The 24,122-nt window shown below is 66.6% G+C and carries 22 protein-coding genes and 1 tRNA gene; 19 read left to right on the top strand and 4 right to left on the bottom strand.

Annotated elements, in window-relative coordinates; all coding sequences use genetic code 11:
- The first annotated feature begins 32 nt into the window (after positions 1-32).
- From ISF28_RS11660 to ISF28_RS11650, 3 genes are all read left to right on the top strand, one after another.
- Entirely contained in the window at positions 33-4,187 is a 4,155-nt protein-coding gene (locus ISF28_RS11660) for a hypothetical protein (RefSeq protein WP_198117350.1), read from the top strand.
- 79 nt (positions 4,188-4,266) lie between these two features.
- Complete coding sequence (locus tag ISF28_RS11655) at positions 4,267-4,719, top strand: toxin co-regulated pilus biosynthesis Q family protein (protein ID WP_229519024.1); 453 nt, start codon at positions 4,267-4,269, stop codon at positions 4,717-4,719.
- A gap of 109 nt (positions 4,720-4,828) precedes the next feature.
- On the top strand, positions 4,829-5,383 hold the full coding sequence (locus ISF28_RS11650; RefSeq protein ID WP_229519023.1) for an RNA polymerase sigma factor: 555 nt from the start codon (positions 4,829-4,831) through the stop codon (positions 5,381-5,383).
- Positions 5,384-5,388: 5 nt separating this feature from the next.
- On the opposite strand, the gene ISF28_RS11645 is transcribed toward ISF28_RS11650, so the two are convergent.
- Positions 5,389-6,072, bottom strand: coding sequence for a response regulator transcription factor (locus ISF28_RS11645; protein ID WP_229519022.1), 684 nt, complete (start codon positions 6,070-6,072; stop codon positions 5,389-5,391).
- Between the two features lie 385 nt (positions 6,073-6,457).
- Complete coding sequence (locus ISF28_RS11640; RefSeq protein WP_198117347.1) at positions 6,458-8,374, bottom strand: ADP-ribosyltransferase; 1,917 nt, start codon at positions 8,372-8,374, stop codon at positions 6,458-6,460.
- A gap of 252 nt (positions 8,375-8,626) precedes the next feature.
- Here ISF28_RS11640 and ISF28_RS11635 point away from each other — a divergent pair, with 252 nt between their 5' ends.
- From ISF28_RS11635 to ISF28_RS11605, 7 genes are all read left to right on the top strand, one after another.
- Positions 8,627-9,496, top strand: coding sequence for an STAS domain-containing protein (locus tag ISF28_RS11635; protein ID WP_198117346.1), 870 nt, complete (start codon positions 8,627-8,629; stop codon positions 9,494-9,496).
- A gap of 9 nt (positions 9,497-9,505) precedes the next feature.
- A complete protein-coding gene (locus ISF28_RS11630) occupies positions 9,506-9,862 on the top strand; it encodes an STAS domain-containing protein (RefSeq protein ID WP_198117345.1) in 357 nt (118 codons plus the stop codon).
- A complete protein-coding gene (locus ISF28_RS11625; RefSeq protein ID WP_198117344.1) occupies positions 9,862-10,329 on the top strand; it encodes an anti-sigma regulatory factor in 468 nt (155 codons plus the stop codon). Before ISF28_RS11630 ends, ISF28_RS11625 begins: the two co-directional genes overlap by 1 nt.
- Positions 10,317-11,345, top strand: coding sequence for an ATP-binding SpoIIE family protein phosphatase (locus tag ISF28_RS11620; RefSeq protein ID WP_198117343.1), 1,029 nt, complete (start codon positions 10,317-10,319; stop codon positions 11,343-11,345). The genes ISF28_RS11625 and ISF28_RS11620 overlap by 13 nt, the downstream gene beginning before the upstream one ends.
- Positions 11,342-12,661, top strand: a complete 1,320-nt coding sequence (locus ISF28_RS11615; RefSeq protein ID WP_198117342.1) for a sensor histidine kinase — start codon at positions 11,342-11,344, stop codon at positions 12,659-12,661. Before ISF28_RS11620 ends, ISF28_RS11615 begins: the two co-directional genes overlap by 4 nt.
- Before the next feature lie 10 nt (positions 12,662-12,671).
- Complete coding sequence (locus ISF28_RS11610; RefSeq protein ID WP_198117341.1) at positions 12,672-14,567, top strand: ATP-binding response regulator; 1,896 nt, start codon at positions 12,672-12,674, stop codon at positions 14,565-14,567.
- Between the two features lie 196 nt (positions 14,568-14,763).
- A complete protein-coding gene (locus tag ISF28_RS11605; RefSeq protein WP_198117340.1) occupies positions 14,764-14,952 on the top strand; it encodes a hypothetical protein in 189 nt (62 codons plus the stop codon).
- A gap of 18 nt (positions 14,953-14,970) precedes the next feature.
- On the opposite strand, the gene ISF28_RS11600 is transcribed toward ISF28_RS11605, so the two are convergent.
- Both ISF28_RS11600 and ISF28_RS11595 read right to left on the bottom strand, forming a co-directional pair.
- The gene (locus ISF28_RS11600) at positions 14,971-16,401 is read right to left on the bottom strand and encodes a M16 family metallopeptidase (RefSeq protein WP_198117339.1); all 1,431 of its coding nucleotides are present in this window, start codon (positions 16,399-16,401) and stop codon (positions 14,971-14,973) included.
- 11 nt (positions 16,402-16,412) lie between these two features.
- Positions 16,413-17,774, bottom strand: a complete 1,362-nt coding sequence (locus tag ISF28_RS11595; RefSeq protein ID WP_198117338.1) for a M16 family metallopeptidase — start codon at positions 17,772-17,774, stop codon at positions 16,413-16,415.
- A gap of 296 nt (positions 17,775-18,070) precedes the next feature.
- Between ISF28_RS11595 and ISF28_RS11590 the strand changes: the two genes are divergently transcribed.
- From ISF28_RS11590 to ISF28_RS11550, 9 genes are all read left to right on the top strand, one after another.
- Positions 18,071-18,832 (top strand): GIN domain-containing protein, encoded by a 762-nt coding sequence (locus ISF28_RS11590; protein WP_198117337.1) that lies wholly within the window; start codon positions 18,071-18,073, stop codon positions 18,830-18,832.
- A 28-nt stretch (positions 18,833-18,860) separates the two neighbouring features.
- Positions 18,861-19,472, top strand: a complete 612-nt coding sequence (locus ISF28_RS11585) for a tetratricopeptide repeat protein (protein ID WP_198117336.1) — start codon at positions 18,861-18,863, stop codon at positions 19,470-19,472.
- Between the two features lie 162 nt (positions 19,473-19,634).
- Positions 19,635-19,961: a KGG domain-containing protein gene (locus ISF28_RS11580; protein WP_198117335.1), complete on the top strand. Its 327-nt coding sequence runs from the start codon at positions 19,635-19,637 to the stop codon at positions 19,959-19,961.
- 324 nt (positions 19,962-20,285) lie between these two features.
- Positions 20,286-21,284 (top strand): NAD(P)H-quinone oxidoreductase, encoded by a 999-nt coding sequence (locus ISF28_RS11575; protein WP_198117334.1) that lies wholly within the window; start codon positions 20,286-20,288, stop codon positions 21,282-21,284.
- 88 nt (positions 21,285-21,372) lie between these two features.
- A complete protein-coding gene (tpiA, locus tag ISF28_RS11570) occupies positions 21,373-22,119 on the top strand; it encodes a triose-phosphate isomerase (RefSeq protein WP_198117333.1) in 747 nt (248 codons plus the stop codon).
- A 121-nt stretch (positions 22,120-22,240) separates the two neighbouring features.
- Positions 22,241-22,675, top strand: a complete 435-nt coding sequence (gene secG / locus ISF28_RS11565) for a preprotein translocase subunit SecG (protein WP_198117332.1) — start codon at positions 22,241-22,243, stop codon at positions 22,673-22,675.
- Between the two features lie 221 nt (positions 22,676-22,896).
- Positions 22,897-22,981 (top strand) — tRNA-Leu (locus ISF28_RS11560).
- Between the two features lie 298 nt (positions 22,982-23,279).
- The gene (locus ISF28_RS11555; protein WP_198117331.1) at positions 23,280-23,639 is read left to right on the top strand and encodes an NADH-quinone oxidoreductase subunit A; all 360 of its coding nucleotides are present in this window, start codon (positions 23,280-23,282) and stop codon (positions 23,637-23,639) included.
- Positions 23,640-23,642: 3 nt separating this feature from the next.
- Positions 23,643-24,119, top strand: a complete 477-nt coding sequence (locus ISF28_RS11550) for a NuoB/complex I 20 kDa subunit family protein (RefSeq protein WP_036230641.1) — start codon at positions 23,643-23,645, stop codon at positions 24,117-24,119.
- The last annotated feature ends 3 nt before the right edge of the window (positions 24,120-24,122 follow it).

Genomic DNA, 24,122 nt, shown 5'->3' with positions numbered 1-24,122 from the left:
GGCGTCCGGCCGCACCACATCAGGAGACATAAATGACGAGGATTAAGTCACCCACCACGGCCAGCCTCGCCGCCCAGCCGGGCGGCTTGCCGGCGGCAAAGACGGTCAAGCCGAGCAACAAGCCGACGATCAGCAAGCTGGGCGGCACCATCGGCCTGAACGTGTTCGGGACGAAGGGCAAGGAAAATACCTGGAAGTTCAACGGCGACAAGAAGAAAATCAGCGCGAACTGGCGCAAGTATGACCTGCCGCCGGCCAAGGTCGGCGCGGCCAGCTCGCAGAGCCTGGACACGATGCTGGCGCGCGCCGAGCAGCGCAACCAGACGCGCCTGCCGGACCAGGCGCGCGCGGTGGTGGCGCGCACCGACCCCATCGCCGACCAGGTGGGCGCCCTGGAGATGCGCCTGAATGTGGCCAGTTCGATTGCCGACACGGCGCCGGCCGATTCGCCCATCCATGCCACCGTCGCCCAGCTCAAGGGCGAGCTGGCCGCGCTGCGCCAGCAGGCGCAAACGCCGCTGGCGCAGCGCAGCGTCGCGCTGCGCGACATCGCCGCCGACTCCATCGACGACGTGCGGGCGACGGCCGACCATGCGCTGACGGCCTTCGCGGCCGAGCCGACCGATGCGACGAAGGCCGCCTACGAGACCGCGCGTACCGACCTGGTCGGCGCGTCCGTGCAAAAGTTTTTGCACGGCTATCGTACCCTCAACGATCATGTGAGCGACCAGGGGCGCGCCAAGGGCATGGCGCTGATGATGCCGGCGCTGGCCCGCCAGCTGGAGCTGCCCGCCAAGTACCTGGAGGGCGTGGCCGCGCTGGAGGTCGCCCAGCCCAAGCTGGAGAGCCGCTCCGCGCCGGGCGAGCTGGGCGAAAACCGGGCGGCCGTGCGCGATGCGCTGGTGGGCCGCCGCGTGCGCGACCTGACCGCCGGGCGCGCCTACGAGCTTCCAGGACCGCCGCCGCTGCCGTCGGAAGCGCGCCACTGGCAGGCCGAAGCGGTCAAGCTGCGCGACCTCGGCGACAAGTTTTCGATTGCCGGCAAGCTGCTCGGGGACACCGTGCCCGCGCTGAAGGAGCGCGTCGCGACCATGCAGCAGACCTGCATGGCCGACCTGGTCGCGCACCTGCCGGCGCTGACCACGATGACGCCGGCGCAGCGTACCGAAACCCGGGAGGTGCTCGGCGCGCTCGCCGGCAAGCTGCGCCAGTCGGCGGGCGATACGCTGCACAAGGACGCGGCACTGGCGCCGATGCAGCTGATGCACATCGTCGACATGGCGGAAAAAGTCACCGGCGGGGATCCGGCCCGCTGCATCGAGGTCTACAAGTCGCTGGCCAACGAGAACGTGCACCAGATCATCGGCGCCACCGTCGCGCACCTGACGGCCGGCGAGCCGGCCTCGCAGAAGGAGCAGGATCTCGTGGCGATCTGGCAGATGGGCGCGCACCAGTTGCCCGATGCCGTCAGCTCGCTGCTGGCGGCCAATCCGGAGCACGGCGCCGCCAAGGTCGACTGGCGCGACGTGCAAACGTTCTTCCGCTGCACCCAGGAGCACCGGCGCCTCTCGGCCGAACCAAACGGCGACCCGGCGCACAAGGCGCGCATGCTGTCGGCGATGACCTCGATGCGCAACGAACTGGCGACCGGCGAGAAACCGGCCATCGGCACGCCCGAGCGGCGCGACTGGGCCATGGTCAAGAGTGCGGTGTGGCGCCAGGAGAATATGCAGAACGTGGTGCAGGCGTTCGAAGGCTTCAGGACGACGATGGCGTTGCCGGGTACCGTGGTCAACCAGGTCTACCAGCATTTCGACGCCAAGGGGCGCGGCGCGGTGACGGAGGAGGCCAGGACGGAGTTCAAGCAGGCGCTGGTCGATTTCAAGAGACTTGCCAAGGCCACGCTGGCCAGGCCCGACGCGACCCTCGCCCAGAAGGGCAATGCCAAGGTGCTCGTGGCAATGTGCAATTACATGAACAAGCACCGCGGTACGGAGAAGCTCCTGACCACGGCCAAGCGTAAATTGACGGGCACGGAAGGCACCTTCAATTCCGGCCGCGAGATCTGGTCCAATCCGCTGAAGGCCAAGGACAAGAAGGCCATCCTCGAGGCGGCCGGAACGGATATCGCGGTGGCGCGCGCCGATGCGCCGCTGCTGCACGACCTGCAGGAAGGGCATGGCGCGCTGGAACTGCTGCAGGATGCGATCAAGGGCGTCCTCCCCGAAGCGGAGCGGGGCGAGGCCATGCACCGGTTGGCGACGCTGGGCAACCTGGTGCACCTGTCCGAGGGGAAGGCGCTGCAGGGTCCGGAGGAGATCCGCACGTTCCTGCACGACGCCATCGACCGCACCGCGCTGGGCGACCGCACCGATACCATCAACGCCAAACAGTTCAAGATGTCCATTCCGCTCGTCCTGCCGATCCCGTTCGCGAGCTTGAGCGCGACGGTCGGGGGCTCGAAGAGCGCCGGCACCATCGTCAACGTGCAGGCCAACAACGACTGCGTGCAGCTGACTCTGGGGCGCATGTCGGAAAAAGCGATCAACACCGGCCTGGGCGTGTCGATGACGCCGGAAATCCTGAGCGCGCACGCGGAAAAAGCGCTCGCCAACACCTGCCTCGACGTGCGTTTTCCCGGGTACAGCTGGAAGCGGGAAGAGAAGCTGCGCACCGATCCGGCGGTCGTGCTGAAGTTCTCGATCGAGCCCGTCAAGGGCTTGCGCGACCTCGACGAAGCGCGCACGCAGCTCAAGAAAGCCGTCGACATCCTCGTCGACTGGGATCCGCTGAAGCCGGAATACCGGCAATACAATTCGGCATACGAAGCCTTGTGCGACAAGCTCGATTCGCCTTTCACGATCGACGACGAGGTGCGCGAGTACTCGACCGTCAGCAACGAAAACTCGGTCACGCCCGGCCGTGTGGCGATCAAGTACGACCAGGCGAAACCCGGCGCCGCGTCCACGGGGAAGAACGACCCGGCACGGACGGGCGCCGGCGCGACCGTGAAGTTCACGGTGAGCGAAGACAAGATGGTCTCCCGCAACCAGCAACAGGCGCGCGAATTCTACGATACCGTCAAGAAGTCCCTGATCACGGATGTGTTCTGCGGTCTCAATACCCGCCATACCAGCGGCGTGGCGAAGAAAAAAACCGGGATATTCCCCGGCAAGAAGCTGCCCGGCGTGCCGGTGCAGGCCGGCGCGACCGGTACGCTCACGGTGAACGTCGGCGGCAGCGAATACAAGGACAAGAAGCCGGTCGGTACCGACAAGCTGAAGGCCTACAAGTCGGAATACGGCGATTACAGCCGCGACATGAACAAGGCGATGGAAGTGCTGCTCGAAGCGCTGCCGTCGGTCAGCAACCGCGTCCAGGAAGTCGTCGACAAGGGATTCCGCGACCAGCTGTCGGCGCAGCTGGACGGGCCGGCGCAGGCGAAGATGGCGGAGCGCCAGCAGGAAATCGCCCGGTTGCAGGCCGAGATCGCGGTGCTGCAGGGCCGCCTTGCCGGTAGCGATCCGAGCGACGAAATCCAGGAAGAGCCGTTGCCGGAAGCCGAGGCCGCGGCCCTGGCCATCGAACTGGCGATCAAGCAGGACCTGCGCGCGGGCCTGGTGGAAAAATTCGCCGACACGACGGTCGACCAGGTGAAGAAGCAGATGGTCGACAAGGAACTCGGCAAGATGTGCGGCGAAGTGCTGATGAATTTCGTGCGGGCCCTCATGGAAAACAAGACCGACCGCTTCTCGGTGAAGCTGGAATCGAAGCAGCAATGGGCCCACCGCGGCATCGACGCGGCCATCCACAACGCCGAGGCGGCGGGGCACCACGGGATGGCGGCGGTGATGCGCGCCGTCGAAGCGGAGATGTTCGAGGGAGAACGCGACCAGTCGGTCAAGTACCTGGTCGCGGCCGGGGACATGAACAACAAGGACTCCCAGTTCAACTGGAAGAATCCGCTCGTCTTCAAGCGCCGGGAAACCAAGGGCATGACCGAGGACCCGATTCCCGACACCCGCACCGCGACGTTGAAGCCCACCGCCGACCGCCTGGTCGACGTGCGCCAGGTCGGCACCCCGCTGACGGCGCTCCAGGCCGCGATCGTCAACGAAAGCCTGGCGGAGGTACGCGCGCAGGCGCGTGAGCGCGAGCAGGGGGCGCAGGCCGGCGGCGCCGGGTGAAATAGTCGGCAAACGGGCGAACCGGATGCGGCGTGGCGGCACTCATCGAGAGTCCGTCACCATCGAAAAGGAGTCCATCATGCATCCGGCAACCCATCCCTCGCACGTCCGCGGCACGCTGTCCGCTCTCATGCTGGGCACCATGCTGTGCCTGGCCAGCGCCGGGGCCCGGGCCGCGGATCCCGCGCCGGCCGCCGGCGCCATGTTTTCGACGACCCCGATCAGGCCCCAGGTGCTGGACGACGACGATTGCGACGACGGCGAGGCCCCGGTTGCGGCGGTCGTGCATTCCTGGGACGTCACGCCGGCCGACAAGACGCTGAAGGGCGCATTGACGCGCTGGGCGGCCGCGGCGGGCTGGCAGTTGGTGTGGGAGCTGCCGGTCGACTACGCGGTGTCGGCGCGCACCGAGATCAAGGGCGGCTTCACCGACGCGGTGGAGAAGGTCGCCAGGAGCATGGCGACGGCCGATACGCCGATGAAGGCGATTTTCTACGAAGGGAACCGCGTCCTGCGCATCGTCGCGCAGTAAGGCCAAATCTCAACAATTCTCAATGTCTCAGCAATCCTCACGGATCGGCTTTTTGCGCGAAATCGACTGATATCTTTGATCCATCGCAACATTACTGGAGATCGAGATCATGACGATGGATACGAATGGCCAACAGCTGCACACGGACGGCGCCACCGGCGGACCGCTTGTCCTCGACATCGACCTGCTGTTCCGCACGCATCACCGCCATTTGCTGCGTTTCGTGCAGCGCTACATGCGCAATGCCGAGGACGCGGAGGACGTCGTCCAGCAAACCTTCATCGAGGCGCTGCGGTGCGCGCACCGCTTCTCAGGGCTGTCCAAGCCGTCGACCTGGCTGTTTGGCATCGCGCTGAACCTGGCGCGGCACCAGGTGCGCCGCAACTGTGCCCAGGACCACGAGGCGCTCGACGACGTGGCGCTGGAACAGATCGTCGACACCCATGGCGACCCGGCCATGCAACTGGAGTGGCGCCAGACGGCTGCCAAGGTGGACGGGATGCTGGCCAGGCTTCCCGCCGGGATCCGGGCGACGTTCGAGGCCGTGCTCGATGGCGGCGCCACCTATGAAGAGGCGGCTTGCGAATTGCAGATTCCGGTGGGCACGGTGCGCTCGCGCGTGTCGCGCGTCCGGGCGGCGGTGCGCGCCGGATGCGGCCGCTAGCCACGCTATGCCGGCACGTCCGGTTCGGGCGTGTCGTCGTCGGGGGGCGCGCCGGCGGCGGCCTGCTGCCCCGACAGTTCCAGCCGGTAGCCCTGGCCATACGCCGTACGGATGCTGACCCCGCGTTCGGCGCCCAGCTGCAGCTTCTTGCGCAATTTGTAGACGTGCTGCTCGATCGTGCGGCCGGCCACCTCGCTGTCGGAACTCCAGATCGACGTGCCGATCGTCTCGCGCGAGATAAACACGCCGGGCGAGGAAAAAAACATCCACGCCAGGCCGAACTCGCGCGACGTCAGCATGATCGGCGTGCCGAGGTAGGCGAACTTGCCGCTTTCGCGGTCGAGTGAAAAACCGGCCAGTTCGATGCGGCGGCGTGCGCTGCGCGGATTACTGCGGCGCACCAGCGCATGGGCGCGCGCCAGCAATTCGACCGGTTCGAAGGGCCTGACCAGCAGGTCGTCGGCGCCGGCATTGAGCACCAGGGCCGTCATGTGGGCGTCGCGTACGGGCGACATGGCGAGGACCGGCGTATCGTTCCCGGAGCGGCAGTTAAGCCACGACACGATGGCGTCGTCCGGCGTCGGCTCGGCGTCCAGGTCGATGAAGATGAGGTCGAATTTTTGCCTCAGCAAGGCGCGGAACAGAACGACTTCGGACGTAAAGTGCGTGCACTCGGCACCGGTTTGCATGAATGCGGTACGGACGACTTTTAGAACGGATGTGTTAGTGATCAGACATGCAATATTCATTCGCATCTTTAACCGAGCCCGATTGTGCGGCAGGGGCATCCCTGCCGGCGGCCCATCGACGCCGCCTGCTGCATGCCGGATGGCGGAGTCGACGTGACTGAAGCGTATGATAATTGCAAACGGGTATTTTGTCCCGTTCAATGACCCCTTTCAGGCCAGACGGAGATGATGCATCGACGGAAAACCTGGCGGGCCGCGCCGACCAGGCGCTGCGCGAGCCGACCGTCGAGCGGGTGTTCGGCATCATCGAGGGAGCACGGCAACGCGATCGAGCCTGCCCAAGCACAACCTGCCGGCCGCCGGCATCCCGACCGGGACGCGCCGGTCAATGCGTCGGCAGGATGACCGCGTGGACGATATGGGTCAGATCCGATTCGTTCCCGAAACCATCGGCGTCACCGCGCCCTCGGGTTGACGGGGCCGTCGTAACCTTTTGTACGTAAAGCCGTGTATTCGCCGGAAGGATGAGTTCGGACTCACCGGGCATGCGTGAGATCGAGCCGTTGTCGGGCTCCGAACCCCAACCCACGAACAAGCCCTTCACGCCCTCGCCGACGGTCAGCTTCAGGTGCACATTTCCGGTATACATGTCGGGGTTTGTCGATGTGGACATGATCGCCGGCTCTTGAAGAACCTTTCCCGTAGCGTTCAGAAGCTGATCTTTTGCCGCACCGGATACCGCAATCTTGCGCGAGAGCAGCGTTCCGGCCGGAATTTCCCCGCCGGCCTTGCGAATCGCGGTATCGAGATGCCTGGCCGTGTCGCTGGGCTTCCCTGTCCGCAGCGATGCGTTGATCGGGGAATATCCGAGGTGGGCGTAGCTGTAGACGGCTTCCCGTTGCGCTGTCGTCAGCTTTTTCATGCCTGCCACGGTGTGAGCTGCATATGCCTGCGTGTCGTGGCGGGTGTGCTCGCGCGGCAAGACCGGTACCTGTATTCCCTGGCCCGGCGTACCCAGTGCGAGGAACCCCGCGATCTTCGGGGCGTATTTGTCACCCGGTTTGATTTTTTTTGCCGGGAATTTTTTGTCCAGACTCTGCAGCGAGGGTTTCGTATCGCGGACGGGGCGCTTTGCACTGGCGCACCATGCCAGGATATCGCTCTGCCGTTTGATCAGCTTGGTGGCCAGGGCCTCCCGCTGCTTCGGATCGCCGGGACCGTGGCGCTCGACGAGCCGCCGGATGGCTGAGCCGGATAATTTCAGGACCGGTTTGGCGCTGTCGGCGATGTCTTGCTGGGACATGCCGCCGTAGACCGCGGCCGATGCGGGGTTCATGTTCGGATCGCGCATGCTGGCCAGCTCACCGACCTTGTTGCCGAATGCATCTCCCTTGCGGCCGCCCATGGCACGGAATTCCAGCGCGCCGCCGGGATCGATATGGACGGCCTGGCCATTGTGGATCAACACATTGTCGTGCGTCAGGCCGACCGAATCCCAGTTGGCCAGCCATGCATGCGCAGCAAAACCCTGCTGCATGTTTTTGACGTGCGCCGGATTGCGCGCGTTGAAGGGCTGGGCATCATCCAACCAGCGGGATGCCACGCCCAGGCCGCCCTTGTGCGATTGCCCCAGGTTGACGAGTTTCAGGTCCGCGGCGGGTGCTCCAGCCGCTCGCAGCAGATGCGATGCGAGCACTTCGCTCCTGGCCTGTTCATCGTGGCCGTAGCCCTTGACCAGCCACTTTTGTCCGTCCGTGTCGACATACAGGGCGCCTGCGGCGGATCCGCCGGGCTTGCGACCGATGCAGGTCCAGTCGGACAGGTTCTCCGGTGCCGCCGGGGCCGATGCCTCTGCCTTGGGCTTACGTCCGAAGCCCAGGGCTTTCCACGGTGCCGCAAGACAGGACAGACCCGATAACGCTCCCGTCCCGGCGTTCTTCCGGCGCGCTTCAGCCGAGGCCGGCGGCGCAGACGGCCCCGGGGCGGAGCCTCCCGGACGCACGGCCCGGGGGCGCGCGTCGTCGGAATGTTCCGGAATTCGTGCGTTCAGCCGCGCCAGTCTCGGGGCGCGATCCGGTTGCCCTTGCGGTGACGAAGCACCGGCCGGGCCCATCGAACCCACGGGCGCTTGCGCCGCATGGCCCCTGAAATGGGACAGGCCTTGCAAGGCGTTCGGCACCTCGCGGCGGCTGCGCGGGGTATCGCGGCGGGAGTCGGACGATGCAGCCGCGCGCCGGGAGTCCGGCAGCGCATCGTTCGCCAACGTGTGTCGGATCGACGGGAAAGGATGGGAGGTTTTCAAGATCAGGCACCTGGAGCGTCAAGCCGACATGGGTTGACATGATTCTCGACCAGTGTCGTGGAGAAATGCGCGGTGCCCCCGAAAAACATGGCGCGTCAGCGAAATACGTGGCCGTATTCGCCGAGCGATGATATGACACCAATCGTGTCGTGTTATCCAAAAGATAAATGGTATAGTTGGCCGTTTAATGAAGTTGCCCAAAATGTAAATATGCAGAAGAGGGCGCAACCTTTCACCATACAAGGACAACCGATGACGACCCAGGACTACGCAAACCGCATCAGCCACCTGATCCAGGAACACGAGGCCGACATCGGCGCGGAGTGGATCGAGCAGCTGGAAGCGTTGACCTTGCGGTCGAGCGTCGTCTCGAAAGAACAGTTGCGCAAGCACTGCCAGCAATTCCTCACCGCGTTTGCCCACGCCACCCGCGGCGGCGAACTCCAGAACATCGAGCACCGGTCGTGGGACGAGGTGCGCGACATCCTGTCCGAGATCTCGTCCAGCCGCGCCCGCAACGGCTCGACGCCGAGCGAAACGGCGACCTTCGTGTTCTCGCTGAAGCAGCCGCTGTTCGCCCGCCTGAGCCAGGGCTTCGCCGCCGACCCGGCCGCGCTGGCCGGCGCGTCGTGGACCGTCAGCGCGCTGCTCGACAAACTGGGGCTGTACACCATCGAGGTATTCCAGCGCGCGCGCGACCAGATCATCGTGCGCCAGCAGCAGGAATTGCTGGAGCTGTCGACGCCCGTCGTGAAGCTGTGGGACGGCATCCTCGCGCTGCCGCTGATCGGCACGCTCGATTCCGCGCGCACCCAGGTCGTGATGGAAAACATCCTGCAGAAGATCGTCGACACCGGTGCCTCGATCGCCATCATCGACATCACCGGCGTGCCCACCGTCGACACGCTCGTGGCGCAGCACCTCATGAAGACCATCGCGGCCGCGCGCCTGATGGGCGCCGACTGCATCATCAGCGGCATTCGCCCGCAGATCGCGCAGACCATCGTGCACCTGGGCGTGAACCTCGAGGACGTCGTGACCAAGGCCACGCTGGCGGACGCGTTCCTCGTCGCGCTCGAGCGCACCGGCACGTCGGTCATCAAGCGTACCGCCAAGGCGTAAGGACCGCGCATGGAACGCATCCCGATCCTCCGCATGGGCGACCTGCTGCTGGTGACGATCCAGGTCGACATGCACGACCGCCTGGCGATGACCCTACAGGACGACCTGACCGAACGCATCGTGCGCGACCGCGCGAAGGGCGTGCTGATCGACATCTCGGCGCTCGACCTGGTCGACTCGTTCATCGGCCGCATGATCAGCAACACGGCCGCCATGGCGCGCGTGCTGGACGCGCAGACGGTCGTCGTCGGCATGCAGCCGGCCGTCGCGATCACGCTGGTCGAACTGGGTCTCACGCTGCACGGCGTGAAGACGGCACTCAACGTCGAAAAGGGCATGGCCCTGTTGGGAAAGACTGAGTTTTGATGAGCGCGGCTCTCAACAACGCGGCGAGCTTCGAGTCCGACCTGATCGAGCGGCACCGCCAGTACCGTACCGAACGCAGCACGTTGCCGCTGCGTTCGGACGAGGACGTCGTCGCCCTGCGCAAGCACGTGCGCGAGCGCGCCGTCGCGATCGCACTGTCGCTCGTCGAACAGACCAAGCTGGTGACGGCGGCCAGCGAGCTGGCGCGCAACACGCTCAAGTACGGCGGCGGCGGCACGGTCTACCTCGACGCGCTGGCGGACGGCTTCCGCAAGGGCGTCGGCCTGATCTTCGTCGACAACGGCCCCGGCATCCCCGACCTCGACATGGCGCTGCGCGACGGCTACACGACGGGCGGCGGGCTGGGGCTCGGGCTCGGCGGGTCCAAGCGCCTCGTCGACGAATTCGCCATCGATTCCCGTGCGGGAGAGGGCACAGCGGTGGCGGTCGTCAAATGGAAACACTGATCAGTTCGAAGTCCCCGCAGCTCAACTTCCGGATCTCTCACGCCAGCGACGTCGCGGCCGTGCGCCGCGCCGGGCAGAAGCTGGCGGATGCCCTCGGCTTCGACGACGTCAAGGCCGGCCGCCTCGCGATCGTCGTCACGGAAGCCGCCACCAACATCCTCAAGCACGCGGGCGACGGCACGGTCACGATCATGCGCACGCAGTCGGGCGTGACGATGGCGGGCGTGGACGTCGTCGCCGTCGACAACGGACCCGGCATGGCCGATCTCGAATTCTCGCTGCGCGACGGCGTCTCGACGGCCGGCACGGCCGGCACCGGGCTCGGTGCGCTGCGCCGCCAGGCCGACGAATTCGACGTCTGGACCCGGCCCGGACGCGGCGCCGCGTTCTTCATGCGCATCTGGCAGGGCGCCACGCCCCCCGAGCCCTGCGGCGTCGAGGTCGGCGCGCTGTGCCTGCCGCTCGCGGGCGAGGACGCCTGCGGCGACGGCTGGGCCGTCAGCTGCGACAAGGGCGGCGCGACCCTGCTGGGCGCGGACGGTCTCGGTCACGGTCCGGAAGCGGCGAAGGCCGCCGTGGGCGCGATCCAGGCGCTCGACAAGCGGCCGGCCGCCGCGCCGGCCGAGGTGCTGCAGACGGCGCACGAACTGCTGCGCATCACGCGCGGCGCGGCGCTGGCGGTGGCGCGCATCGACTACGAGGGCGACGACGTGCGCTTCGCCGGCATCGGCAACGTGGCCGCCACCGTCTACGACGGCACCGCGCGCCGCGCGCTCGTCTCGCACAACGGCATCGTCGGCCACAACATGCGCAAGGTGCAGGAATTCACGGCGCCGTTCCCGCGCGGCGCGCTGTGCGTGCTGACGTCGGACGGCATCCAGACCCAGTGGGACCTGGGCGATTACCCCGGCCTCGCCGCGCGCGCGCCCGCGCTCGTGGCGGCCGTGCTGATGCGCGACTATATCCGCCGCCGCGACGACGCGATGGTGCTGGTCGCGCGCCGGAGGACGTCATGACGAACGTGCAGCGCATCCTCGCCATCGGGCTGGCCAACGAACAGGACGTCGTGCTCGTGCGCCAGCGCGCGCGCCAGGTGTCGAACCTGCTCGGGTTCTCGCAGCAGGACCAGGTGCGCATCGCCACCGCCGTCTCGGAAGTGGCGCGCGGCGCCAGCCAGGCCGGCGTCAAAGGACGCGCCGCTTTCCTGATCCGCGACGCCCTGCGGCGCCAGTACCTCGAAGTGACGATCAGCGCGGGCAACGGTGCGCAGGCGCCGGACGACGCGGTCGTCACCGCGCACCGCCTGATGGACGAGTGCGAGGTGGACCAGGGCACCATCGCGATGCGCAAGCTGATGCCGCGCGAGCCCTGGGTCGGCCCCGGGCGCCTGTCGGACATCGCGGCGCAGCTGGCCAAGGACAGCCCCGTCGCGAACACGTACAACGAACTCCAGCTGCAGAACCGCGAGCTGGTCACCACCTTGGCCGAGCTGCGCGAGCGCCAGGAAGACCTGCTGTCGCTGACGCGCGAGCTGGAGGACACCAACCGCGGCATCGTCGCGCTGTACGCGGAGATCGAGGACAAGGCCGAGCGCCTGCGCCGCGCCGACGAGATGAAGTCGCGCTTCCTGTCCAACACGAGCCACGAGCTGCGCACGCCGCTGTCGTCGATCCGCGCGCTGGCCAAGCTGCTGCTGGACCGCATGGACGGCGACCTCACGCCCGAGCAGGAGCGCCAGGTGCGCTACATCGAAACGGCGGCCGCCGACTTGTCGGAGCTCGTCAACGACCTGCTCGACCTGGCCAAGATCGAGGCGGGCCGCGTCGAAGTGCAGGTGGCGCCCGTCGTCGTGGACAACCTGTTCCGCACGCTCAAGGCGATGCTGCGGCCCCTCGTCGACGAGGCGCGGGTCGACCTGATCTTCGAGCCGTGCGACTACACCGAAGCGTTCGATTCGGACGAGGGCAAGATTTCCCAGGTGCTGCGCAACTTCATCTCGAACGCCCTGAAATTCACCGAGCAGGGCGCGGTGCGGGTGTCGGCCTTGCACGATCCGGCCGCCGACACCATCGTCTTCGCGGTGGCCGATACCGGGATCGGCATCGGCCCGGACAACCTGCAGCTGATCTTCGAGGAGTTCAGCCAGATCGAACACCCGCTGCAGCGGCGCAGCAAGGGCACGGGCCTCGGCCTGCCCCTGTGCCGCAAGCTGGCGGAACTTCTGGGCGGCCGCGTGGACGTGGTCAGCCAGCCCGGCGTGGGCTCCACCTTCAGCCTCGCGCTGCCGCGTCTCTTCCCGGCCCGATCGGCGCCGCGCAACGATGGAAACTGAGGAACGCACGATGACTACCCCGACCTTGATCCTCAACGTCGACGACAACGACGGCGCCCGCTACGCCAAGACGCGGATCCTGCAGAGCGCGGGCTTCGACGTCGTCGAGGCGAGCAACGGCACCGACGCGTTGGCCGTCGTCAAGCGCGGCGGCGTCGCTTTGGTGCTGCTCGACGTGAAGCTCCCCGACATCAACGGCATCGAGGTATGCCGCCGCATCAAGGCCGACCCGGACAGCGCGATGGTGCTCGTGCTGCAGACGTCGGCCGCGCTGACGGGCCGCGCCGACAAGATCCGCGGCCTGGAGGGCGGCGCCGACAACTATCTCGCCGCGCCGATCGAGGCCGACGAACTGATCGCGAACGTCAACGCGCTGCTGCGCATGCGCCGGACCCAGAGCGCGCTGCGCGACAGCGAGGAACGGTTCCGCCAGCTGACCGACAACATCGAGGACGTGTTCTGGATGTTCTCCGTGCCGGCGCGCGCGCTCGAATACGTGAGCCCCGCGTATCCGACCATCTGGGGCAGACCCGTGGAGACGCTCGAGCGCGAGCCGGGGAGCTGGATGGCGGCCGTGCATCCGGACGACCGCGCCTACGTCGCGTCGCTGTGGGATGCGCTGCCGTCCGCGCCGCATTACGAGGCCGAGTTCCGCGTCGTGCTGCCGGACGGTTCGCCGCGCTGGGTGCGCGACCGCCTGTTCCCCGTGCGCGACGAGCGCGCCGAGGTCTATCGGGTGGCGCGCGTGACGAGCGACATCACGCGCCGCAAGGAGATGGAAGCGCTGCTGCGCGCGGCCGACGCCAACAAGAACGAATTCCTCGCGACGCTGGCGCACGAACTGCGCAACCCGCTGTCGCCGATCCGCAATGCGGCGGCGCTGCTGGGCGCGTCCGGCGCGGGCGCCATCGAGCGCCAGGCGCGCGCGCGCGAAGTCATCACGCGCCAGGTCGACCACCTGGCCCACCTCGTCGACGACCTGCTCGACGTGGCGCGCATCTCGGAAGGCAAGATCGCGCTGCGCCAGGAAGAGGTCGACCTGAACGGCGTGATCGCGCAGGCCGTGGAGACGGCCGGCCCGTTGATCGCGGCGCGCGAACACAAGCTGGACGTGATCCAGCCCGACCGCCGCATCTGGCTGATGGGCGACCCGGTGCGCCTGGCGCAGTCGATGGGCAACCTGCTGCACAACGCGGCCAAGTTCACGCCCAAGGGCGGCCGCATCCGGGTCGAGGTCACGCTGGCGGACGCGGTCGTGCGCATCGCCGTGCAGGACAACGGCATCGGCATCGCCGAGGACAACCTGTCGCGCATCTTCGGCATGTTCGCCCAGGCCGCCGTCCCGCCGGACCGTGCGCCGGAGGGCCTCGGCATCGGCCTGTCGCTCGTCTCGCGCCTGCTCGAGATGCACGGCGGCCGGCTGGCCGCGACGAGTCCCGGCATCGGGCTCGGTTCCACGTTCACGGTCGAACTGCCGGTGCTGCGCACGGCGGCGGCCGACGGCGCGGATACGGCGGATTCGCCGTCCGGCCAGCCCGGACCGGCGGCGCGCGGGCGCAAGGTGCTGCTCGTGGACGACAACGTCGACGCCATGGAAATGATGGCCTTCCTGCTGGCCGAGATGGGCTACGAGGCCCACACGACGGCCGACGCGGGCAATCTCGTGCAGATGGCGCTGGCGCAGCGGCCGGACGTGATCGTGCTCGACATCGGCCTGCCGGGCGTGGACGGCTACGAGCTGGCGCGCATGATCAAGCGGCAGCCGCAGCTGGCGTCGATCCGGCTCGTGGCGCATACGGGGTACGGTTCGCCGGAGGATCGGCGCAAGGCGCAGGAGGCGGGGTTCGATGCGCACCTCGTCAAGCCGGCGGAGTTGGAAGACCTCGAAAAAGCGCTGCAGGGGTGAGGTCCGCTTGGTGGGCGCAGGGCGCCCACCCTACGTTTCCGTCGCCCGTGCCCACCAAACCTACGTTTCCGTCGTAGGGTGGGCACCCCGTGCCCACCATCACCGTGTGCGTTGCCGCGCAACGTGCGTCAACGCACGAACGCGCCCGCCGCATCGGCCTAATCTGGCGCCATCAATGCCACCGATGGAGGCCATCATGCCCAAGGGAGCCAGCCCGAAACGCGAGCGCGAATACAAGAAGCTCGAGACGGAATTCAAGAAGGAACACCGCTATCCCGGCCGCGAGGACGAGGTCGCGGCGCGCATCGTGAACAAGCAGCGCGCCGAGCACGGCGAGACCAAGCAGTCGTCGAGCGGCGGATCGAAGCAGTCGGCCAAAAAATGACCGACCGCGCGGCGCCGCTTATTTGTCCGTGACCGTGAAGTCCCCGAACGCCTTGAGCTGCTCGCCGACGGCCTTCGCATCGCCGACGACGATGATGGACTGGTACTCCGGCGCGAAATACTTCTTCGCCACGGCGCGCACCTGGTCCGGCGTGACTTTTTCGATCAGCGGCACGTACTGGCCCAGGAACTCGGCCGGCAGCCCGACGAGCCAGTTGGAGGCGAGCGTGCCGGCGACGGCGCGCTGCATCTGGTTGCTCAGCAGGTAGCCGCCCGCCACGTAGCGCTTGTGCATCCGCATCTCGGCCGGCGACACGAGGTCGGCGCCGATGCGCTTGTACTCGTTGAAGTACTCCTTCAGCGCGGCGCCCGTGACCTCGTTGCGCACGTCCGCGCCGCCGACGATGCTGCCGCCGTCGCGCTGCAGGCGCGCGCCGGCCGAGGCGCCGTACGTGTAGCCCTTTTCCTCGCGCAGGTTGATGTTCACGCGGCTCGAAAAGCCGCCGCCCAGGATCGTGCTGGCCAGGCGCAGCGCGATCTGGTCGGCGTTCGTCGCGGCGATGCCCGGGCTGCCCAGGCGGATCGTCGACTGCACGCTGCCGGCGCGCTCCAGCAGCACGCGCACCGGCTTCGCGCTGGTTGGGGCCTTGCGGGTTTCGGCCGGGGCCGGACCGCTCGCCTTCCAGTCGCCGAACGCCTCGCGCGCGAGCGCCAAGGCGTCCGCCTCCTTGATGCGGCCCGCGATCACGAGCAGCGCGCGGTCGGGCCGGAAGCGCTTCAAGTGCTCGCGGTGCAGCAGGGCCTGGGTGGTCGAGCCGATCGACGCCGCGGTCGGTGTCGTGTGGCCGTACGGGTGGTCGCCGTAGATCGCGAGGTCGATCGCGCGCTCGGCGCGAAAGCGCGGCTGGGTCTCGGCCACGCGCAGGCTTTGCAGCGCGTTCGCCTTGGCCAGCGCCACCTCCTTGGCCGGGAACGTCGGCGTGCGCACGACTTCGGCCAGCAGCCGCATCATCGGCGCCGCCTGCGACGCGAGGGCGCTGGCCTGGACCGAGATGCCGTCCGGGCCGGCGCCGGCCGCCACCGAGCCGCCCATGCCCTGGGCCGCCTCCGCGATCGCGCGCGAGTCGTGCTTCGCCGTGCCTTCGTTCAGCAGGCCGGCCAGCAGGTCGGCGAAGCCCGGATGGCCGGCGTCGTCGGCGGCCAGGCCCGCGCCGCGCACGGCCAGCACCATGTCCACGCGCGGGATGCCGTCGCGCGGCACGATCCACACCTGCAGGCCGTTGGGCAGCGTCTTCTTGCCGATGTGCGGGACGGGCAGGGGCTTGTCCTTGCCGTAGGCCGGCATCGCGGCCGGCATCGCGTCCTTGGCGGGGGCGGCGGCCGCTTCCGCGGCCTGGGCCGAGTGGACGAACAGGGCGCCCACGAGCATCGTCAGCATCAGTTTATTCATCGGGTCGCTCCTCATTTCTTCACGGCCGGCTTGCGGTCGATCACGGTGCGGTTCGCCTTCGTCAGATACGTGGCGGCCACGCGCTGCAGGTCGGCGGACGTGACGCCCTCGATCCAGCCCGGCACCTTGTTGACGACCTCGGCGTCGCCCCACAGCGTCTGCAGCTTGGCGAGCGTGTCGGCGCGCGACAGGATGTTTTCCAGGTTGTTGTTCCAGTCGGCCAGCATGCGCGTCTTGACCCGTTTCAGGGTCGCGGCGTCGACGCCGTCCTTGACGACCTTGGCGATCTGCTCGTCCATCGCGGCCAGCATGGCGTCGGCGCTGCTGTCCGGCTTGTACAGGCCGAACACGGTGAACAGGGTCGGGCCGCCGTATTCGAACGGGCCCGTGAGGCCGAAGCCGCCGTCGATGTTCAGCGCGATCTCGCGGCCCTTGACCAGGTTCTGGTAGAACAGCGACGCGTCGCCGCCGGCCAGCAGTTCGGACAGCACGGCCATCGGGGCCTGGTCGGGGCTGCCCTGCGGCGGCACTTTCCAGCCGACGGCCACGGCCGGCACCTGGGCCAGCGCGTCGCTCTGCTCGATGCGCTTTTCGTGCGTGTTCAGGCCTTCCGAGAAGTCCGACGCCTTGGGCACGGGCCGGGCCGCGATGCCGCCGAAGTATTTTTGCGCGAGCGCGAAGGCTTGCGCGGGCGTGACGTCGCCGGCGATCGCCAGCACGGCGTTGTTCGGGCCGTAGAAGTCGCGGTGGAAGGCGCGCACGTCGTCCAGGCTGGCGCCTTCGAGATCCGCGAAGCTGCCGTAGCCATCGTGGTTGTTTTCCCATTTCTGGAACGCGAGCTGGCTCATGTCGAGCCAGTAGAAGCCGCCGTACGGCCGGTTCTTGACGTTCACGCGGATCTCTTCCTTCACCACGTCCTGCTGGTTCTTCAGCGTGGCCGGGTTGAAGTCGAGCGTCTTCATGCGGTCCGCTTCCAGCCACAGGATGGGCTCGAGCGACGACACGGGCGCCGTCTCGACGTAGTTGGTGAAGTCGGGCCGCGTGGAACCGTTGTTGCGGCCGCCGCCGCCCGTGATGGCGCGGTCGAACACGCCCTTCGGCGCGTCCGGCGTGCCCTGGAACATCAGGTGCTCGAACAGGTGGGCGAAGCCGGTGCGGTTGCGCGGCTCGAGGCGCATGCCGACGTGGTAGACGACCGACACGCCGACGGTGGGCGAGCTGTGGTCTTCCGAGACGACGACCGTCAGGCCGTTGTCGAGCTTTTCGACGTTGACCGGCAGGGTCCATTGGTCGCTGGTTGCGGCGGGCGCGGCAGCCACCGACAACGAGAGTGACAAGCCGGCCAGCAGGGCAGGCAAGAAGCGCAGGCGCATTGATCACCTTCTGGGTTATGGGTTGAGGACAGCAAATTTATCTTAACGCAGCAAATGCATGAACGACATGAATTGTTGATACATACATCAACGACAAACGGTGACAAACGGAGACATTTCGAGGGGTCTCGCCGCGCGATAATGACCGGCTCGACTATGCATGCCAACCCGTCCCCATGTCGCTCAGGTGGTCATTTTTGCAGTTCGTCGCAATCCCGTGGGGCCGGGCGGGTTGTCCGTATATCCTGTTTCAAGCTATCAACCCTCACAACAAGAACAGGAATTCGGAGAATCGGATGAACAAGATTTTCGCGCTCGCTCCGGCGGGCGTTGCCCTGTGTGCCGTCGTCGCGGCCGCGCATGCCGCGCCCGATGTCGTGACCGAGACCCGTCCCGTCGATGCCCGCGTCGTGCGGGTCAACGTGGACGGCGCCGTCGACCTGAAGATCCGCCAGGGCGCCACGCCGGTCCTGACCCTCACCGGCGAACCGCGCTACCTGGAGCGGACGGTCACGGCGCAGAGCGGCGACACGCTGCACATCGACACCGACGTCCGGGGCCACGTGCGCACCGGGGCGCTGCGGGCCGAACTCGTGCTGCCGGCGCTGCGGGCGGTGACGTCCGAGAGCCTGGGGACGACGGAGATCTCGGGCTTTTCCGGCGACCAGCTGGACCTGACCCTGGACGGCGCCGGCTCGATGAAGGTCGCCAGCAACTACCGGATCGTGAAAGCGAGCCTGGGCGGCATCGGCAGCATGCAGATGCAGGGCCTGAACGGGGAGGGCGTCGAATTGAACCTGCAGGGCGCCGGGTATATCTCGCTGTCCGGGCGCGCCAAATGGCTGAAGGCGGACCTCGGCGGCCTGGGCAACCTGGACGCGCAGCAGTGCAGTGCGGACTCCGTCGACATCGACCTGTCGGGCCTCGGCAACGCGCGCGTGACGGCGCGCCAGACCGCGAACCTGAACCTGTCCGGGATGGGGTCGGTGACGGTGTACGGCAAGCCCCAGAACCGCAAGGTCGCGGTCGACGGGCTTGGCAAGGTGAGCTGGAAATGAAATAGAAAAACAACGTCCGAACGAGACAATGAGAAAACTGACCGTTGCGATCCTCTTCGCGCTGGGCGTGCACGGAAGTGCGATGGCCGGCTTCGCGGAGGGCGCCAATGCCTACAATGCCCGCAATTACGCGCTGGCCCTGAAGGAAATCGTCCCGCTTGCCAAGGCCGGCAACGCGGACGCCGAGCATTTGCTGGGCCTCATGTACTACATGGGACGCGGCGTGCAGCGCGACTACAAGCAGGCGTTTTCCTGGCACTACAAGGCGGCCGTGCAGGGCAAGGCCGATGCGCAGTACGTCATCGGCGCCATGTACTACACGGGCAATGCCGTCCCCCAGGACCAGAAACTGGCCGTGGAATGGTTCCGCAAGGCCGCCGAGCAGGGCCATCCGGACGCCCAGCACGCGCTCGGCCTGATGTACCGCTACCACGTGGCGGGGATGCCGCAGGACTTCGTCATCGCCTACATGCTGTGGAACCTGGCGGCCGCCAACGGCCACCGCAACGCCATCGAGCAGCGCGCCTCGGTGGCCAGGCAGATGACGCAGGAACAGATCGACGAAGCGCAGGCGTTGTCGCGCAACTGGAAGCCCGGCACGCCGCTGCCGACGTCGTCGCGCACGGGCGGCAATCCCTGACGCGTTGCCGTGTAATGTAAGGACGGTGCCGACAGCGGTATGAGGCATCGTCCTACGCGAGCATGGCGAATCCTTGGTGTCCCGGTCGTCTTGGCGAGACTACGATGATGACCTCTCAAGCAGTTTTCATGAGCTGGACGACAGCAACCATTGGAGGCAATCATGGCAAACCAAGGCAATAACCAAGGCGGCAACAAGGGTAACAACCAGAGCGGCGATACCAGCAACCGCGGTTTCGCATCGATGGACCCGCAGAAGCAGCGCGAAATCGCCTCGGAAGGCGGCAAGGCCGCACACGCTTCCGGCAACGCCCATGAGTTCACGTCGGAAGAGGCACGCCGTGCCGGCTCGATGAGCCACAAGAACGACGGCAGCCAGCAGAGCCAGGGCGGCGGCAGCCAGCAAAGCGGCAGCCACACCCGCGGCGGCACCCCGGAACAGCATGCCAAGGCAGGCTCGCAGAGCCACAAGAACGACAACAAGAAGTGATGTGATGCGCGTTTCCTGAACGCCGCAGGCAGGCGTCCGCCGGCATCGCCGGTGAGTTCGCATGCTGCCCGCCGTTCTGTATCGTACGCACAACGTTTCCGACACCGCCAGCCCTTCGAGGCTGGCGGTGTCGTTTCGTGCGTCCGCCGTTCCCTGGAGCGCTACTACACGATCCGGGAGCTCAGCAGTAAATTTACTACATTCTCCCATTAAATGAGCATTTTCTTGCTCATTGTTAGCGATCACAGCCATTTTCTGGCTCGACATGCTTGGGTGATCCGGTCCGCTGGCGTACAATTGATCATTATTTAACTAGGGTATGCCATGCGTGCAATAGAAATCGTCCAACCCGGCGGGCCCGAGGTGCTCCAGCCCTGCGAGCGCCCCGTGCCGACACTCAAGCCGGGCGAAATCCTCATCCGGGTCCACGCGGCCGGCGTCAACCGGCCCGACGTGTTCCAGCGGCTCGGCCAGTATCCGGTGCCGCCCGGCGCGTCCGACTTGCCGGGCCTCGAAGTGGCCGGCGAGATCGTCGACGGCGACCTGGCCGGCAGCGGATTCGCGAAGGGCGACCTCGTCTGCGCCCTCGTGCAGGGCGGCGGCTATGCCGAATACTGCGCGGCCCCGCTGGCGCAATGCCTGCCGGTGCCCAGGGGCCTGTCGCCGCTCGAGGCGGCCGCGCTGCCCGAGACGTTCTTCACCGTGTGGAGCAACGTGTTCCAGCGCGCCGCGCTGGCGGATGGCGAAACCTTGCTGGTGCAGGGTGGCAGCTCGGGCATCGGCACGACGGCGATCCAGCTGGCCAGGGCGCTCGGCCACCGCGTCTTCGCCACGGCCGGCAGTCCGGACAAATGCCGCGCCTGCGAAGACCTGGGCGCGGAGCGCGCGATCGACTACAAGACCGAGGATTTCGTCCCGGTCGTCAAGGAGGCGACAAACGGGAAGGGCGTCGACGTCGTGCTCGACATGGTCGGCGGCGACTACGTGGCGCGCGAGATGAGCTGCCTGGCCGACGACGGCCGCATCGTCATCATCGCCCTGCTGGGCGGCGCCAGGGCCAACGTCGACCTGGGGCAGGTGCTGCGCCGCCGCCTGACGGTCACGGGGTCCACCTTGCGTCCCCGTCCGGTGGCGTTCAAGGAAAAGATCGCGCGCGAGCTGCGCGAGCGCGTCTGGCCGCTGCTGGAAGCGGGCCGGATCAAGCCCGTGATTCATCAAACCTTCCCGCTCGAGCAAGCCGCCGCCGCGCACGCGCTGATGGAAAGCAGTGCGCACGTCGGCAAGATCATGCTGAATGTCTCCGGTCACCGAGAACAAGAATGAACAGTAAATTCGATAGCCATGCCAGGCCCGGTTTGACCGGTTTTTCAACGCCCGTTACAATAACGGGTTATTTGACCGTGAGGTTGTAATGCGTGCCAAGCTCATCGTAGGCAACTGGAAGATGAATGGCAGCCGCGCAACCAACGTAACGCTGTTGAAGGACATCGTGGCCGGACTGGACGGCGCGCGGGCCGGCTGCGCGGTGTGCGTGCCGGCGCCGTTCCTGCAGCAGTGCGAGGAAGTGCTGGCCGGTACGCCGGTCGCGTGGGGTGCGCAGGACGTGTCGATCCACGCATTCGGCGCCTACACCGGCGAGGTATGCGCGCAGATGCTGGCCGAGTTCGGCTGCCGCTACGTGATCGTCGGCCACTCCGAGCGCCGCGCCTACCATCGCGAAGACAGTGCGCTGGTGGCGCAGAAGGCGCTGGCGGTGCTGGCCGCGGGCATGACGCCGATCGTGTGCGTCGGCGAAACGCTGGAGGAGCGCGAAGCGGGCGCGACGGCGCAGGCGGTCGGCGCCCAGCTCGACGCGGTGCTGGAAGCGCTCGACACGGCGGCGGTGGCGCGCATCGTCGTGGCCTACGAGCCCGTCTGGGCGATCGGCACCGGCATGAATGCGACGCCGGCGATGGCGCAGGACGTGCACGCGCAGCTGCGCGCGCAGCTCAAGGCGCGCAACGCGGACGCGGCGGAGGTGGTGCCGATCCTGTACGGCGGCAGCATGAAGCCGGAGAATGCGAAGGACCTGCTGGCCCAACCGGACATCGACGGCGGGCTGATCGGCGGCGCGGCCTTGAAGGCGGAAGATTTTCTTGCCATCATTCGTGCGGCCTGAATAACGCCGGGTTGGAATTCCAGTCCAGGCGATGAAGCACATCGTCGTCCCGCGCAGCGGGGCGGCGTGCAAGCAAAGATTTTTTGCAAACGTAGTAGTCAACCTTGGAATGGAATAAACAATGAACGTGTTGTTCAATCTGATCGTCGTCGTGCAGGTCGTCTCGGCGCTGGCCATCATCGGTCTCGTGCTCGTCCAGCACGGCAAGGGTGCCGACATGGGAGCCGCCTTCGGTTCCGGCGCGTCCGGCAGCCTGTTCGGCGCCAGCGGTTCGTCGAACTTCCTGTCGAAATCGACGGCCGTCGCGGCCGCGATCTTCTTCGCGTCGACCCTGGCCCTGGCGTACTTCGGCTCGAACCGTCCGCACGCGAGCGTCGGCGGCGGCGTGATGGAACACGTGACCGTTCCCGTCAAGAAGGCACCGGCCAGCGCCGGCGATGCCGTCCCGGTGACCGCCCCGGCGCCGGCCCAAGCCCCCGCAGCGGCGCCGGCCGCCACGCAGGACGTGCCGCAGGCGCCGGCCGCATCGGCACCGGCACCTGCGCCCGCCAAGTAATTTTTGCGGCGCGGCCACTTCCTGCAAGCGCGCGCAGGGTGGTGTAGTATTCGGCGGGCTTCGGTCCGCCAGCGCCCGCGACCGGCTTTCCCGACTCGGTTGTTGTAAGTTTGGTGTAAATATAGATTTTGAAAAGTTGGGAAAAATAGTATTTTTTCTTGGTTTAGCGCAATTTGAGCATTGAAAAATGCTGCTAAGGCAGGGTAGAATACTGGTCTCCAGCCGACGTGGTGAAATTGGTAGACACGCTATCTTGAGGGGGTAGTGGCGCAAGCTGTGCGAGTTCGAGTCTCGCCGTCGGCACCAAGATACAAGAAGCCAGCTAGGGCGCATGAGCTTCCGCTCGCAAGCACTAGCTGGCTTTTTTACGAGGATCTGTCGGAGGCTTTGAAGAACCGTCCCAGCGGCGGCGCTTCTGGCCCGAGAAGGCCGGTCGTACAACGAGGTACGGCGCGCCTCGAAGGTCGGGATCGGCAACGCGAAGCGGATGATTCAGTGTCTCCAGTCGTACGATCCTGGCACAGGCATGAAGCCAGGATTGCGCGATGCGGTACTGCAGCCCCTGCAGTGTTTTATCAACCGATCGTTCAACTAAGGCTTCATCGTGAACCTCGAGAACTACTTCCCCGTCTTACTCTTCATCGTGATCGGCACCGTCGTCGGTGTCGCCTCGCAGGTCCTCGGCCGTGTGGTCGGTCCCCATCGCCCGGATGCGGCGAAACTCTCCCCGTATGAATGCGGCTTCGAAGCCTTCGAAGACGCGCGCATGAAGTTCGACGTCCGGTACTACCTGGTCGCGATCCTGTTTATTTTGTTTGATCTGGAAACGGCATTCTTCTTCCCTTGGGGCGTTTCGATGCGCGACCTGGGCTGGACCGGATTCGTCACGATGATGGTGTTCATCGTCGAATTCATCGTCGGCTTCTGGTACATCTGGAAGAAAGGTGCCCTTGATTGGGAATAAGCCATGGCTATTGAAGGCGTTTTAAACGAAGGTTTTGTTACCACCACAGCCGACAAGCTGATCAACTGGGCACGTACCGGGTCGATGTGGCCCATGACGTTCGGCCTGGCTTGCTGTGCGGTCGAGATGATGCACGCGGGTGCCGCGCGCTATGACCTCGACCGTTTCGGCGTTGTGTTCCGCCCGTCGCCGCGCCAGTCCGACGTGATGATCGTGGCCGGCACCCTGTGCAACAAGATGGCGCCCGCACTGCGCAAGGTCTACGACCAGATGGCAGAGCCGCGCTGGGTCATCTCGATGGGCTCCTGCGCCAACGGCGGCGGCTACTACCACTACTCGTACTCCGTCGTGCGCGGCTGCGACCGCATCGTGCCGGTCGACGTCTACGTCCCGGGCTGCCCGCCGACCGCCGAGGCCCTGCTGTACGGCATCATCCAGCTCCAGAACAAGATCCAGCGCACGAATACCATCGCGCGATAATTC

The organism is Massilia rhizosphaerae (assembly GCF_016093545.1).
Taxonomy (GTDB): domain Bacteria; phylum Pseudomonadota; class Gammaproteobacteria; order Burkholderiales; family Burkholderiaceae_D; genus Telluria; species Telluria rhizosphaerae.
This window is presented reverse-complemented; position numbering and strand designations above follow the sequence as displayed.